This is a genomic window from Bradyrhizobium diazoefficiens USDA 110, from assembly GCF_000011365.1.
GTDB lineage: Bacteria > Pseudomonadota > Alphaproteobacteria > Rhizobiales > Xanthobacteraceae > Bradyrhizobium > Bradyrhizobium diazoefficiens.
Genome location: NC_004463.1, coordinates 8069017 through 8081292, shown reverse-complemented (window position 1 = coordinate 8081292; position 12276 = coordinate 8069017). Strand labels below are relative to the sequence as shown.

The 12276-nt window shown below is 63.7% G+C and carries 12 protein-coding genes and 1 tRNA gene; 8 read left to right on the top strand and 5 right to left on the bottom strand.

The window, feature by feature from the left end; translation table 11 throughout:
* Nucleotides 1–146: 146 nt before the first annotated feature.
* On the bottom strand, nucleotides 147–992 hold the full coding sequence (locus BJA_RS37250; RefSeq protein WP_011090078.1) for an SDR family NAD(P)-dependent oxidoreductase: 846 nt from the start codon (nucleotides 990–992) through the stop codon (nucleotides 147–149).
* Nucleotides 993–1121: 129 nt separating this feature from the next.
* On the opposite strand from BJA_RS37250, the gene BJA_RS37245 reads away from it, so the two are divergent.
* From BJA_RS37245 to BJA_RS37230, 4 genes are all read left to right on the top strand, one after another.
* Nucleotides 1122–1496, top strand: a complete 375-nt coding sequence (locus BJA_RS37245) for a response regulator (RefSeq protein ID WP_011090077.1) — start codon at nucleotides 1122–1124, stop codon at nucleotides 1494–1496.
* A gap of 282 nt (nucleotides 1497–1778) precedes the next feature.
* A complete protein-coding gene (locus BJA_RS37240; protein ID WP_011090076.1) occupies nucleotides 1779–2390 on the top strand; it encodes a LysE family translocator in 612 nt (203 codons plus the stop codon).
* A 596-nt stretch (nucleotides 2391–2986) separates the two neighbouring features.
* Nucleotides 2987–4198, top strand: a complete 1212-nt coding sequence (locus BJA_RS37235) for a GGDEF domain-containing protein (RefSeq protein WP_038965436.1) — start codon at nucleotides 2987–2989, stop codon at nucleotides 4196–4198.
* Between the two features lie 35 nt (nucleotides 4199–4233).
* Nucleotides 4234–4857, top strand: coding sequence for a peptidoglycan recognition protein family protein (locus BJA_RS37230; RefSeq protein ID WP_038965437.1), 624 nt, complete (start codon nucleotides 4234–4236; stop codon nucleotides 4855–4857).
* Between the two features lie 43 nt (nucleotides 4858–4900).
* On the opposite strand, the gene BJA_RS37225 is transcribed toward BJA_RS37230, so the two are convergent.
* The 3 genes from BJA_RS37225 to BJA_RS37215 all read right to left on the bottom strand — a co-directional run bounded on the left by BJA_RS37225 (nucleotide 4901) and on the right by BJA_RS37215 (nucleotide 7824).
* Nucleotides 4901–5242 carry a hypothetical protein gene (locus tag BJA_RS37225; protein ID WP_011090073.1) on the bottom strand — a complete coding sequence of 114 codons (342 nt, stop codon included), beginning with the start codon at nucleotides 5240–5242 and terminating at the stop codon, nucleotides 4901–4903.
* A 455-nt stretch (nucleotides 5243–5697) separates the two neighbouring features.
* Nucleotides 5698–6597, bottom strand: a complete 900-nt coding sequence (rpoH, locus tag BJA_RS37220; protein ID WP_011090072.1) for an RNA polymerase sigma factor RpoH — start codon at nucleotides 6595–6597, stop codon at nucleotides 5698–5700.
* Between the two features lie 219 nt (nucleotides 6598–6816).
* Complete coding sequence (locus BJA_RS37215; protein ID WP_011090071.1) at nucleotides 6817–7824, bottom strand: RluA family pseudouridine synthase; 1008 nt, start codon at nucleotides 7822–7824, stop codon at nucleotides 6817–6819.
* Here BJA_RS37215 and BJA_RS37210 point away from each other — a divergent pair.
* The 4 genes from BJA_RS37210 to BJA_RS37195 all read left to right on the top strand — a co-directional run bounded on the left by BJA_RS37210 (nucleotide 7823) and on the right by BJA_RS37195 (nucleotide 11580).
* Nucleotides 7823–8167 (top strand): hypothetical protein, encoded by a 345-nt coding sequence (locus tag BJA_RS37210; protein WP_011090070.1) that lies wholly within the window; start codon nucleotides 7823–7825, stop codon nucleotides 8165–8167. The genes BJA_RS37215 and BJA_RS37210 overlap by 2 nt on opposite strands.
* The gene (locus BJA_RS37205) at nucleotides 8151–8330 is read left to right on the top strand and encodes a hypothetical protein (protein ID WP_028172872.1); all 180 of its coding nucleotides are present in this window, start codon (nucleotides 8151–8153) and stop codon (nucleotides 8328–8330) included. The genes BJA_RS37210 and BJA_RS37205 overlap by 17 nt, the downstream gene beginning before the upstream one ends.
* Before the next feature lie 149 nt (nucleotides 8331–8479).
* Nucleotides 8480–8554: transfer RNA gene (locus BJA_RS37200), tRNA-Glu, on the top strand.
* 242 nt (nucleotides 8555–8796) lie between these two features.
* Nucleotides 8797–11580, top strand: a complete 2784-nt coding sequence (locus tag BJA_RS37195) for a UPF0182 family membrane protein (RefSeq protein ID WP_011090068.1) — start codon at nucleotides 8797–8799, stop codon at nucleotides 11578–11580.
* A gap of 151 nt (nucleotides 11581–11731) precedes the next feature.
* On the opposite strand, the gene BJA_RS37190 is transcribed toward BJA_RS37195, so the two are convergent.
* On the bottom strand, nucleotides 11732–12151 hold the full coding sequence (locus BJA_RS37190; protein WP_028172874.1) for a CBS domain-containing protein: 420 nt from the start codon (nucleotides 12149–12151) through the stop codon (nucleotides 11732–11734).
* Between the last annotated feature and the right edge of the window lie 125 nt (nucleotides 12152–12276).

Sequence of the window (12276 nt, the reverse complement as noted above, 5' to 3'; positions counted from 1 at the left end):
CTCAGGGAGTAATTGTTACGACGGCTCTCAGTCACTTGCATTGGCTGAGTAACTGCCCGCCTTCGCCAAACTGAGTTCGGTGGCTATGGGTCCTGGCTTTCGCCAGGACGACAACGGTGGGTGCGGAGGGCGGCGTCGCATCACACTCACTTCTTCCCCTTCGCCATCTTCTCCAGCCTCCGCTGCAACGGCGCCCAGTACGTCCCCGGGCGGAAGCGCTGCAGCAGGTCCATGAAGCGGGCGTCGTTGCCGATCAGGATGCGGGGCTCGTTCCTCTCGATGCCCTTGATGATGCGCAGAGCGGCGTCCTTTGGTGTGGTCTTTGCCGCGTTCTCGAACCGCTCGATCATTTGCGAGCGGCGGGCATTGTCGGTGACGCCGACCCCGGTGCGCGAGCTCCGCGCGATCGCGGTGGCGACGCCGCCGGGATGCACGACCGACAGCTTCACCGGGCTTCCGGCGACCGCGAGCTCGTGCCGCACGCTCTCGGAAAAACCGCGCACGGCGAATTTGGCCGCGGCATAGGCCGATTGTCCCGGCGGGGCGATGATGCCGAAAACCGACGAGACGTTGACGATATGCGCCGCTTCCATCGTCTTCAGGTGCGGCAGAAAGGCGCGTGTGCCGTGCACCACGCCCCAGAAATTGATGTCGAACAGCCACTCCATCTGCGCCTGGTTGATCTCCTCGAAGGTGCCCAGCAGCGCCACGCCGGCATTGTTGACGAGGATGCCGAGCGACGGATGCGCCGCTGTTGCTTCGCTTGCGAACTGCGCGATGTCGCCGGGCTCGCTGACGTCGACGCGATGCACGGTGACCTTACGTGCCTTCTCGCTTCCTTCGCCGATCTCGGCGGCGAGCGCCTTCAGCCCGGCCTCGTCGCGATCGGCGAGCGCAAGGTCGCAGCCGCGCTGGGCGAGTTCGATGGCGAGTGCGCGGCCAATGCCGCTTGCAGCTCCCGTGATGGCGGCGGCGCCGCGAATCGCAGTCATGGATCCCCCCCTCAAGCTCCGATTTTGGAACTATGATTTACATTTTTTCAGAATGGAACCGAACCGTATTCGAGTTGGCTCCTTAACGTAAGTTACTTGGACGAAGACAGGCAGCATTGGGAGTCGCCGATGGGACAATCGAGACCATTTCCTGCAACGGCACTCGTCGTTGAAGACGACCCCATGCAGAGGGAAATGCTCAGTCTCCTGCTGGAAGAGAGCGGCTATCAGGTCATCCAGTGCGAGAGCGCCGAAGCGGCCGAGCGCGTGCTCGAGAAGAGCGCAGGCGCGCTCTGCCTGATGGTGACCGACGTGCAGCTTGCCGGCCGCATGAACGGCGTCGAGCTCGCCCATGTCGCCAAGGGACGCAATCCCAAGCTCGACGTCGTCGTCACCTCCGGCCGCCCCTTGAACCAACCCTTGCCCGACGGCGCCAAATTCTGGGCCAAGCCCTGGGCGCCGCTCGACGTGCTGCGCGAGGCCGAGATCGCGCAGGTGGTCTGACCGGGGCAGAACCGCTTTGTTTGTAGGGCTGGCCAGTTCTCACCTCGTCATCCTGAGGTGCAAGCCGCGCGGCGCAAAGCGTCGTGTGGCGAGCCTCGGATGAACGGCCGAGATGCAGCCGGGCCATCACCCTTCGAGGCTCGCCGAAGAGGCGAGCACTTCAGGGTGACGGTGTTGGAATTGCCTTGTCTGTAGGGCTGGCCTGTTCGCACCCCGTCATCCTGACGGCTGATCCCGGGGGCGCCGCTTTCTTGCCGTGAGGCGGGGTGGTAGGGTCTGCTCATGACCTGGTCCTTCCTGCTCACCTCGCTGATCGTCGTCGCCTCGCCCGGCACCGGCGTGCTTTACACGCTGGCCGCGGCATTGACGCGCGGCTCCCGCGCCAGCCTGGCTGCCGCCTTCGGCTGCACGCTCGGGATCGTGCCGCACATGGTTGCCGCCATGCTGGGACTTGCCGCCGTGCTCCACACCAGCGCGCTCGCCTTCGCCGCGCTGAAATGGTGCGGCGTTCTCTATCTGCTTTACATGTCCTGGCAGGCGCTGCGTGAGCGGGGTGCGCTGGCGGTGGAGGGCGAGATCAAGGAGCGGTCGAGCGGCCGGGTCATCGTCACCGGCTTCCTGATCAACATCCTCAATCCAAAACTGTCGATCTTCTTCCTCGCCTTCCTGCCGCAGTTCATCGCGGCGGACGAGGCCCATGTGCTGGCGCGAATGCTGGAATTGAGCGGCGCCTTCATGGCGATGACGTTTGCGGTGTTCGTCGTCTACGGCCTCTGCGCCGCATCCGTGCGCGAGCGCGTCATCTCCCGCCCAGCGGTGATGACCTGGCTGCGCCGCAGCTTTGCGGCGGGATTTGCCGCACTCGGCGCCAAGCTCGCGTTTGCCGAGCGGTAGCTTCTCCAGCCAATAAAAAAGCGGGCCTCGCGCCCGCCATCTTCAAACTCTCTTAGCCTTACCCGACGCCCGGGCGGAGCGAGCTCCACCCGGGCAAAGAACATGCTGGCTACTTCTTCTTCGCGGCCTTCTTGGCCTTCTTCTTTGTCGCCTTCTTCGCCTTCTTCGCTTTCTTAGCCATAGTATCCTCTCAAGGGTTAATGGTGGAACGCGACACGAGGGATGCTCGGCGGAGGGCCAGCCTCGCAACATCCTCGACGACAAACTCAGCAGATTCGCAGGTCTCTGCCCCGCGCCGTCATATCTGTGTCATCACGTTATCCACAGCTCAGATGCGTTTTCGGGTGATTTTTGCCCGCGAATCCGCTCCGCGGCGGATCGCGATACGACCGCACGAGGCCGATGGCGACATGCCTAACGATCCGACAATCCGCCCGCCGTTCACGAATCCAAAACCAAAGGCGCGCTTTGAAGGATCGCAGTGAGACTCCGTTAAGTGCAACCCGCGCATTGTTCCCCGCAAGAAAACGGGGATGGGTTATGGACGGACGGCTACCAGTAATGGGGGGCGGGGCGCTGCGCTTGCCGCACGCGCCATGCTGAACGTACCGACACTCTGGACGGTCTTCGTCGTCAACTTCCTGGCGCTCGGCCTGATCTGGGCCTACGTGACGCGTTCCTATCCGAAATTCGCGGCCGCACGGTTCTGGATGGCATCGGCCTTCGTCGGCGCGGCCGGCGCGATGGCGGCGCTGATCCGTCTGTTCGTCGCCTCTCCCGTGCCGCTTCTCATCGGGGCCACCGGTATCATTGCGGCGAGCTGCTTTGCCGCCATGGGCATTCAGCGCTTCTTCGACCGGCCGGTCTCCTGGCGCGTTATGGCTGCGACGGGGATCATCAGCATCGGCAGTGTCGTCTTCTTCATGGTCGGCTTCGAGCACATGCAGCTGCGCATGCTCAGCTACACGATCGGCCAGGCCCTGCCGCTGGTGCTGTCGCTGCGTCTGTTGCTGTTGCCGCCTGAAGGGCACGTCAATCCTGGCGCCCGTCTGGCCGGCATCGTCATCATCACCATCATTGCGATCTTCCTTGCCCGTGCGGTGGGCAATCTGCTCGGCCACGATTTCTCGGCGGTCGCCGGCGGTCAGACCCATGCCGTCATGGTGCTGGGGCTTCTGTTCCTGTCGATGACGCTCAATTTCGGCTTCCTCCTGATGGCGATGGACCGGCTGCGTGGCGAGGTCGCCGACCTCGCGCTGCTCGACGACCTCACCGGCGTCGCCAACCGGCGCCATCTGTTGCAGCGCCTGTCCGAGGAATGCGCCCGTTCGGAGCGCAGCGGCGAGCCGTTCTCGCTGCTGGTGATCGATCTCGACGGCTTCAAGACCATCAACGACACCCATGGCCATGCCGCGGGCGATGCCTGCCTCCAGCACTTCACCCTGATGGCGCAGACGCGGCTGCGGCCCGGCGACATGCTCGCCCGCACCGGCGGTGACGAGTTCTGCGTCGTGCTGCCGTCCTCTTCCTTGCGCGAGGCGGCCGCAATCGCCCGCCGTGTGCTCGAGGTCTGCCGTCGGGACGCTGCGGCCTGCAACGGCAACGACATCCCGATCGCGATCTCGATCGGCGCGGCGCAATGGGATCCCGGCATCGGCCAATTCCCGGACCGCCTGATCGCGCATGCCGATCACGCGCTCTATGCCGCCAAGAAGAACGGCAAGAACGATTTTGCTGTCTACGATCCGGCACCGCCGCTCTCGCCCGAGCTGAACGGGACGGGCGAGGCCGCGCACCATTTCGCCTGATAGCGTGCTAGGCTCGGGTCCGCATTGGACCTTTAATGATGATGTCTCGCCTGCTCGCGGCCATTCTCGCCGCCCTCCTGATCGCACCCGCCGCCGCAACCGACGCCGAACTCGCAAAGCTCGCACGCGCCTCCGGCACGCCCGACATTCCCGGCCTGAAGATCGTCTGGCTGGCGCCGTGGGGCGACGTCCGCAGCGCCCATTCCTGGCGCAACATCATCGTGCACCAGACCGAGGGACCGGCGGGCTCGGCCCGCGGCGGCGCGGCCGAGCAGTCGAAGAACCCGACGCGGCGCGGCGTTACGGTCTGGGTCGAGACCGACGGCACGGTCTATTGGGCGGTCGCGGAAAACCTGGTGCCGACCCATGGCGACGGCGCCAACCGCAACGACAACAAGTACATCGACAACAGACCGACCTATCGCCAGGTGGTGCGCGACAATTCGATCGGCGTCGAGTTCGCCGGCAACTATCCCGATGTTGCGGCCGGTCCGACCGAGGCCCAGGTCGCGGCGTGGAAGATCCTCGTAAAGGTGCTGCGTGCGCGCTACGACATCCCGCTCGACCGCGTCTATGCGCACAATTGGATCGACTACAAGGACGCGCGCTATTGCGAAGGCTGCTGGCTCGCGACGCTGGCGAGGACATGGGGGGAGTAGCTCGCGTGTCATTCCGGGGCGCGCCCCGGAATGACGGGAGGGGCTATACCGGCTGCGCCATCCAGCCGAACAGCCGCCGGATCAAACCCGGCCGCTGCGGCAATTCCGGCGGCTCGTCCGCTGCGAGCACGCGTTTGAAGAAGTAGTCCAGGAACACCATGTCGTTCGGCTCGGTGACGGTGAATGTCTCGTCGCCGAAGTACACGCTGTAGTTAAAGAAGAACGGACCCATGATCGGGATCGTCGCGGTCGAGGCGTAGTCCTTGGAGATCACGAACTCCGCGGGATCGAGCCCGTGGTCCCGCATCGCCTGCTCGACCAGCGGCAGCTTGCGCATGAACTGGGCGGAGAAGCCGCCGACGGTGGATTGCAAAATGATCGACACGGCGCATCCATTCGCTTGATCTTGTCGGCCCGGTCTTCTTGGGTCGGTTCACCGGACGCGCGGGTTCAAGCCAGCGCGGGTCGACCTCAAGTCCGGGGGAGGGGACCGTGATGGCCGTCTCATTCGGCAGTACGGCGAACGTCGGTCTTCGCAGGGTGGCGCAATCGTGCCGCGCATCGACCTAATGAGGCACAATGATAGCGACACTCATAGCTGTCATCGCCCGGCCTTGACCGGGCGATCCAGTATTCCAGAGGCGTGCGTTGGGAATCTCGCTTTCGCGATGAGCGCTGCGGCGTACTGGATGCCCCGCCTTCGCGGAGCATGACCGCGAGGGTGGGGCCGCGCTTCGCCGCACTCAAATCAAAGCATGCCACCCAACAAAAAAGCCGGCGTTGCCGCCGACTTTTCCGTCTCTTTCGATCCGCCAATCTCTGGCGCCAGCGAAGCCTTGCTTAGTGCGCGGCTTCCAGCGCGGCCTGTTCTGCCCTTGCGATCGTGCCCTTGACCGCGGACTGCACCTTCTCGAAGGCGCGGACCTCGATCTGGCGGACGCGCTCGCGCGACACGCCGAACTCGGCGGCAAGGTCTTCCAGCGTCATCGGCTCATCGGCGAGGCGGCGGGCCTCGAAGATGCGGCGTTCGCGCGGGTTGAGCACGCCCATGGCGCCGTTCAGCGCGTCACGGCGGTGATCATACTCCTCGTGCTCCGCCATCATGGCTTCCTGGTTGGGCGTATTGTCGACCAGCCAGTCCTGCCATTCGCCGGCTTCGCCGTCGTCGCGGATCGGCGCGTTGAGCGACGCGTCGCCACCGAGGCGGCGGTTCATGTCGATCACGTCCTGGTCCGTCACGCCCAGCCGCTTGGCAATGGTCGCAACCTGGTCGGGGCGGAGATCGCCCTCGTCCAGCGCGTTGATCTTGCTCTTCGCCTTGCGCAGGTTGAAGAATAGCTTCTTCTGGTTCGCGGTGGTGCCCATCTTCACGAGCGACCAGGAACGCAGGATGTACTCTTGAATTGACGCCTTGATCCACCACATCGCGTAGGTGGCGAGACGGAACCCCTTCTCGGGTTCGAAACGCTTCACCGCCTGCATCAGGCCGACATTGCCTTCCGAGACGACCTCGGAGATCGGCAGGCCGTAGCCGCGATAGCCCATGGCGATCTTGGCCACGAGGCGGAGATGGCTGGTGACGAGTTGGTGCGCCGCGTCGCGATCGTCATGCTCCCGCCAGCGCTTGGCGAGCATGTATTCCTGCTGGGGTTCCAGCATCGGGAACTTGCGGATCTCGGCGAGGTAGCGAGAAAGGCCGGATTCTCCATTGAGGACCGGCAGAGCAGCGGTACGGGCCATAGTTGAGCCCTCCAAAGGTTCAGGCCCCCGATAGCGGCGGGCCAGGCAGACGACCGCTGTGTTAAAGCCGGCCGTAGCTGCGATGTTCCGCGTTGGTCATTTCCAACGCAGGCGCAATATACCCCATGGGGGGGCAAAAAGGGAAGGATTGCTGACGTCACGTCCCCGTGTGGCAGCTATAACTTTTTGTAATGTAACGCTTTTCCTAACGAGCCTGCGTCATAGCGCCGCTTTCAGGGCGCTCCTGAGGAGAAGCAAATCCTCCGGCAGCGGCGCCTCCCAGTGGAGTAATTCTCCCGTCCTCGGGTGCTCCAATACCAGCAGATAGGCATGCAGGGCCTGCCGCCCGAGCGTCGCCAAAGCGGCCTGCGACTCTGGCGCCAGCTGGTTCGCCTTGGTCTTGAAGTGTGGGCCATAGACCGCATCGCCCATCAGCGGATGGCCGATATGGGCGAGGTGGACCCGGATCTGGTGCGTGCGCCCGGTCTCGAGCTCGCAGGCGAGCAGCGCCGCGATCGGCTTGCCGTCGCGCCCCGGAAAACTCTCCAGGATTTCCCAATGCGTCACTGCCTCGCGGCCGCCCTGGCGCACCGCCATCTTCTCCCGCGCATACGGATGGCGGTCGATCGGCGCATCGACGGTGCCGCGATGCCGGCCCGGCACCCCCCAGGCGAAGGCCATATAGCCGCGCCGCATCGCCCCGGTGCGGCCGTGGTCGGCGAACTGTGCCGACAGCGAGGCGTGGGCGAGGTCGTTCTTGGCGACCACCATCAGTCCCGTCGTGTCCTTGTCCAGCCGGTGCACGATGCCGGGCCGGCGTACCCCGCCGATCCCCGACAGCGTCGAGCCGCAATGGGCGATCAGCGCGTTCACCAGCGTGCCGGTCTCGTGGCCGGCCGCGGGGTGCACGACCAGGCCCCTGGGCTTGTTGATGACGATGATGTCGTCGTCCTCGAACACGATATCGAGGGCGATCTCTTCGCCCTTCGGCTCGGCGGGCGCGGCCTCCGGCACGTCGATTATGATCGTATCGCCGTGACTGACGTGATAAGCGGGGTCGCGGACGGCGGAGGCCTTCAGGCTCACCGCCCCCGCCAGGATCAGGGCTTTCAGCCTCGATCGCGACAGGTCCGGCAGGCGCGCCGCCAGCACGCGGTCGAGCCGGGCCGAGCCCTCGTCGCCGGCGACGACAACCTCCAACCTTTGCGCAGAGCCTGAGTTTTCCATGACGACGTCTGATACCGCTGTTCCCGAACCGACCCCCGAGCAGGCCGCGCTGTTCGCGCGGGTGCGGCGGATGATGCTGATCGCGGGGCTGACCACGGCGCTGGCGATCTGCGCCGTTCTGATCGCGGTGGGCTACCGCCTTTTCAAGTCGGAGGGAAGGGCGCCCGAGATCGCGGGCGACGTCACCGCCACCCTGCCGAAGGGCGCCAGGATCGTCTCGACCGGGGTCGCCGGCGATCGCCTCGTGATCACGCTGGATGTCGGCGGGGTCACCGAGATCCGCACCTTCGACGCCCACACCCTGAAGCCGGCGGGAAAGCTCAAATTTGCCAACGAGCCGTAGCGCCGCCCCGGTTCGGGACCTGCTCAACCAGGCCATAGCCGGCAACAGCGGCGAGCAGATCCGCTCGACGTCGCCGTCCAAATCCGCATTTTCGGGCTCTGGCCTGTTCCGCCTGGAGCCGGCCGCCGGCGCCGCCGCGATCGAGAAATTGAAGAAGCCCTGAGTGTTCCCGGCCATGTGACGGGAGCGCGTGCGGCCGGGCGGTCCTTCGCGCCGTTAAGCCTGAGCCGCATTCGCCGTGCATATCCGCCGATTTCGCCCCCGATCGAGGCTTGCCGCCGGCAAAATTCGCGGCTATGTCCTGTCCCTCACGCTCCCTTCGTCTAGCGGTTAGGACGCGGCCCTCTCAAGGCTGAAACAGGGGTTCGATTCCCCTAGGGAGCGCCAAATCCACGATATTTCCCGACATTGTACGATGGCACTCCGGTTCGGGAGCGCCATGTTGCGCGATAGCTGATTGATCGCGCCGGCTGCATCAGCCGTGCTTGGCGCCTTGCGCCGTTTCGAAATGCCATATTGCGCCGCGGTCCTAGCGACGCAGCTTCGAGCACTTGCGTCGCCCGCCTCGAGGCGTCATCCCGACCACGAATCAAGCGGCGGGCGTCCCTGATTTCGACTATGATCAGGCGATGACGATCGGGATTACAGGACCCGAGCGGAAGGCACCAAGGCAAAGTGCCGTGGTCGGGCTGATTATTGCGGCCCTCGTCATTGCGATTGTCCTGACCCTGCTCGCGCTCGCCAGCGACTTCCTGGTCGACTGGCTTTGGTTTTCCGTGATCGGTTATCGCGAGGTTTTCTGGACAACAATCGGCGCCAAGGCCGTCGTCTTTCTTGCGGTCTGGACGGCAACTGCCGTCATCCTGTTGTTGAACGGATGGCTCGCACTGCACTTCGCCCGACGGCGGTCGACACAGCTTGCCGCCGCTTCCGTGTGGAGCGCCGCGGGCAACGCGCCGCCAGATCTGCTTGCGCTTGTGCGCGACCGACTGCGGTGGCCGCGGTTGATCGCAGCTGGTGCGGCTTCGCTCGCTCTGCTTGTCGCGGCGGCCGAAGCCGGCAACTGGGGCGTCTTCCTGCAGTTTGTCTATCAGGCGCCGTATGGGGCAGACGATCCGCTCTACAACAACGACATCGGCTTCTATCTCTTCTCGCTGCCCGCCTATATCCTCATCAAGAATTGGATGATGCTCGCGCTCGCGCTGAGCGCGCTGTTCGCCGCGGCGATCTACTTGGTGCACGGCGAGATCGAATACGACATTCATCGCCGATCAATGTCGTCGACGGTGATTGCCCACGGCTCGGCGCTGCTCGGTCTTCTGTTTGCGGTGAAGGCCTGGTCCTTTGGTCTCGATCGCTACCTGCTGCTCTATGGCGATAACGGCGTGGTTGTCGGTGCAAGTTACACCGATGTCCATGTGGGGCTGCCGGCCTTGTGGCTGATGATCGGACTTTCGGGCATCGCGGCGCTCGCCGCGTGGGCAAACGTGCGCGTGCGCACCTACCGGCTTCCTGCCGCCGCGTTCCTGCTTGTCGCGATCGGGTCTTTCGTGCTGTCCGGCCTGGTTCCCGTGCTGTTCCGGCAGTTCTTCGTCAGGCCAAGCGAACTGGAGCTGGAAAGGCCCTATATCGAACGCAACATCGCGCTCACCCGGCAGGCCTACAATCTCGATCAGATCGCGGCCAAGCCGTTCGCCGCCGAACAGAAGCTCAGCTTCAAGACGCTCGATGCCAACAAGGCGACCATCGACAATATCAGGCTGTGGGATTGGCAGCCCCTGGCGGACACCTACGCGCAGCTGCAGGAGATCCGCACCTACTACAAATTCCATCACCTTGACGTCGATCGCTACTGGCTCAATGGCTCCTACCAAAGCGTCATGATCTCGGCCCGCGAACTGCGACCTTCCTTGCTGCCGCCGAATGCCCAGACATGGGTCAACCACCACGTGCTGTTTACTCACGGCACCGGCGCAGTGATGAGCCCGGTCACTCGCAAGAGCAGCGAAGGGCTGCCATTCCTCTATTTGCGCGACATACCTCCTGTCGCGGACGGAGGCCCGCAGATCCGCGAACCGCGCATCTACTACGGCGAAGAGCACGACAGCTACGTCATCGTCAAAGGGAGCACGCCTGAGTTCGACTACCCGAAGGGCAAAGACAATGTCTACGCAGCCTATGACGGGACGGGCGGCGTTCCGATAGGAGCGGCGGTATGGAGAGGCCTGTTCGCTTACTACTTCAACGACCCGAACCTGCTGCTCTCAAGCTACATCACGGCGGACAGCCGGATCATGATCCGCCGCAACATCGGGGAAAGGGTGCGAACGATCGCTCCGTTCCTCAGGCTCGATCACGATCCTTATCTGGTCATCAGCAATGGGCGGATGTTCTGGATGCAGGACGCCTACACGGTGAGTTCCTACTTCCCTTCCGCGCAGCCGGCGCAAGACCAGGATCTCAACTACATTCGCAATTCAGTGAAGGTCATCGTCGATGCCTATAACGGCACCGTCGACTTTTATCTGATGGACACCGGCGATCCGGTTGCCGCAACCTGGCGGCGCATCTTTCCGAACCTGTTCAAGCCATTTTCGGTCATGCCGGCGGATCTGCAGAGGCACATCCGCTATCCGGAGGATCTATTCCTGATTCAGGCGCAGCTCTATCAGAGCTATCACATGGAGGCCGCCGACGTTTTCTACAACCGCGAGGATCTCTGGCAGTTCCCGCGCCAGCCGGGCGGCGGCGGCGTTGCAACGATGGCCCCATATTACATCATCATGCGGCTGCCCGGTGAGTCGCAGGCTGAGTTCTTCCTCATGCTTCCCATGGTGCCGAGCCGCCGCGACAACATGATCGCCTGGCTCGCCGCACGCTGCGATGCGCCCGACTACGGCAAGCTGATTGTCTACGAATTTCCCAAGGAGAAGCTCGTCTACGGGCCGTTCCAGATCGAAGCGCGGATCAACCAGAGTACCGAGATATCGCAACAGATCACGCTGTGGAATCAGATGGGCTCGCGGGTGATACGCGGCGCGAACCTGCTTGTGATCCCGATCGAGAACTCGATCCTCTATGTCACGCCGCTCTATTTGCGAGCGGAGCACGGGCACCTGCCGGAGCTGAAACGCGTGATCGCAGCCTATGGCGAGCATGTGGTGATGAAGGAGACGCTCGATGAGGCTTTGTCGGCTCTGTTCACCGAGCCTGGCGCGGTGCGGCCGGTCTCGAGCACGATGGAGGAAATGCCCGTCACACGCCCATCGGCAAGTCAGGCACGGGAGGCGCTCGACCGCTACAATCAGGCCGTTGAACGATTGAGGTCCGGCGACTGGAAAGGCTTTGGCACGCAGTTCGACGCCATGCGCGAGCTCCTGGAGGACATGAACCGACACTCCGCCGACCGCTAGGGCCTCGACTTTTCAGTTTAGCCCGCTCACGCCGACGCCAAGTCAGGCGCTTCGGGCCGCTGCTCTCGCGTTGCGCGATGGTTGCATGACAAACGCCTGGCTCCGGCCCAGCTCGACGTCTGGCGATCGCGAGAGCAACTCGGGCCTCAATTCAATGATGCGCCGAAACACTCCTGACGGTCTCGGTCAGCAGATCATTTGAGGCGGAGCGGCTGAGGTCGCCCAGGCTGATGATGCCGACCATCCGCTTGCTCTTGTTGATCACGGGCAGCCTGCGGACCTGCAGTTTCTCCATATGATGCATCGCCTTTGCGAGGTCGTCGTCCTCCCGGCAGCAATGAATACCCTCAGTCATTACATCGCGGGCCGTTGCGCGGCGAGCATCAAAGGTGTGGCTCGCGAGCCCTTTGCAGACGATATCGCGGTCGGTCACCATCCCGACCAGCTTGTCGTCCTCGCCAATCGGAATGCAGCCGATGTCATGCGCCCGCATCAATTTGGCGATCTCGGCGATGGGGGTGTCGGGGCTGACCCAGTCGACACCCTTGTGCATCACGTCTTTGACTTTCATGGCGAGCCTCCGTTGTTGCAGCAGCGCCCCCATTCGTTTGAACTGTACAACCGATCGGGTGCGAGGTCACAGGAGAAAGCATCATTACTTCGCGATCTGACCAGACAAGCGCCGACGCTGTCGCC

What these genes read in the sequence shown, in the direction of transcription:
- BJA_RS37250 (WP_011090078.1), bottom strand. Translation starts at nt 992, where the DNA reads ATGACTGCGATTCGCGGCGCCGCCGCCATCACGGGAGCTGCAAGCGGC.
- BJA_RS37245 (WP_011090077.1), top strand. Translation starts at nt 1,122, where the DNA reads ATGGGACAATCGAGACCATTTCCTGCAACGGCACTCGTCGTTGAAGAC.
- BJA_RS37240 (WP_011090076.1), top strand. Translation starts at nt 1,779, where the DNA reads ATGACCTGGTCCTTCCTGCTCACCTCGCTGATCGTCGTCGCCTCGCCC.
- BJA_RS37235 (WP_038965436.1), top strand. Translation starts at nt 2,987, where the DNA reads ATGCTGAACGTACCGACACTCTGGACGGTCTTCGTCGTCAACTTCCTG.
- BJA_RS37230 (WP_038965437.1), top strand. Translation starts at nt 4,234, where the DNA reads ATGATGATGTCTCGCCTGCTCGCGGCCATTCTCGCCGCCCTCCTGATC.
- rpoH (WP_011090072.1), bottom strand. Translation starts at nt 6,597, where the DNA reads ATGGCCCGTACCGCTGCTCTGCCGGTCCTCAATGGAGAATCCGGCCTT.
- BJA_RS37210 (WP_011090070.1), top strand. Translation starts at nt 7,823, where the DNA reads ATGACGACGTCTGATACCGCTGTTCCCGAACCGACCCCCGAGCAGGCC.
- BJA_RS37215 (WP_011090071.1), bottom strand. Translation starts at nt 7,824, where the DNA reads ATGGAAAACTCAGGCTCTGCGCAAAGGTTGGAGGTTGTCGTCGCCGGC.
- BJA_RS37195 (WP_011090068.1), top strand. Translation starts at nt 8,797, where the DNA reads ATGACGATCGGGATTACAGGACCCGAGCGGAAGGCACCAAGGCAAAGT.
- BJA_RS37190 (WP_028172874.1), bottom strand. Translation starts at nt 12,151, where the DNA reads ATGAAAGTCAAAGACGTGATGCACAAGGGTGTCGACTGGGTCAGCCCC.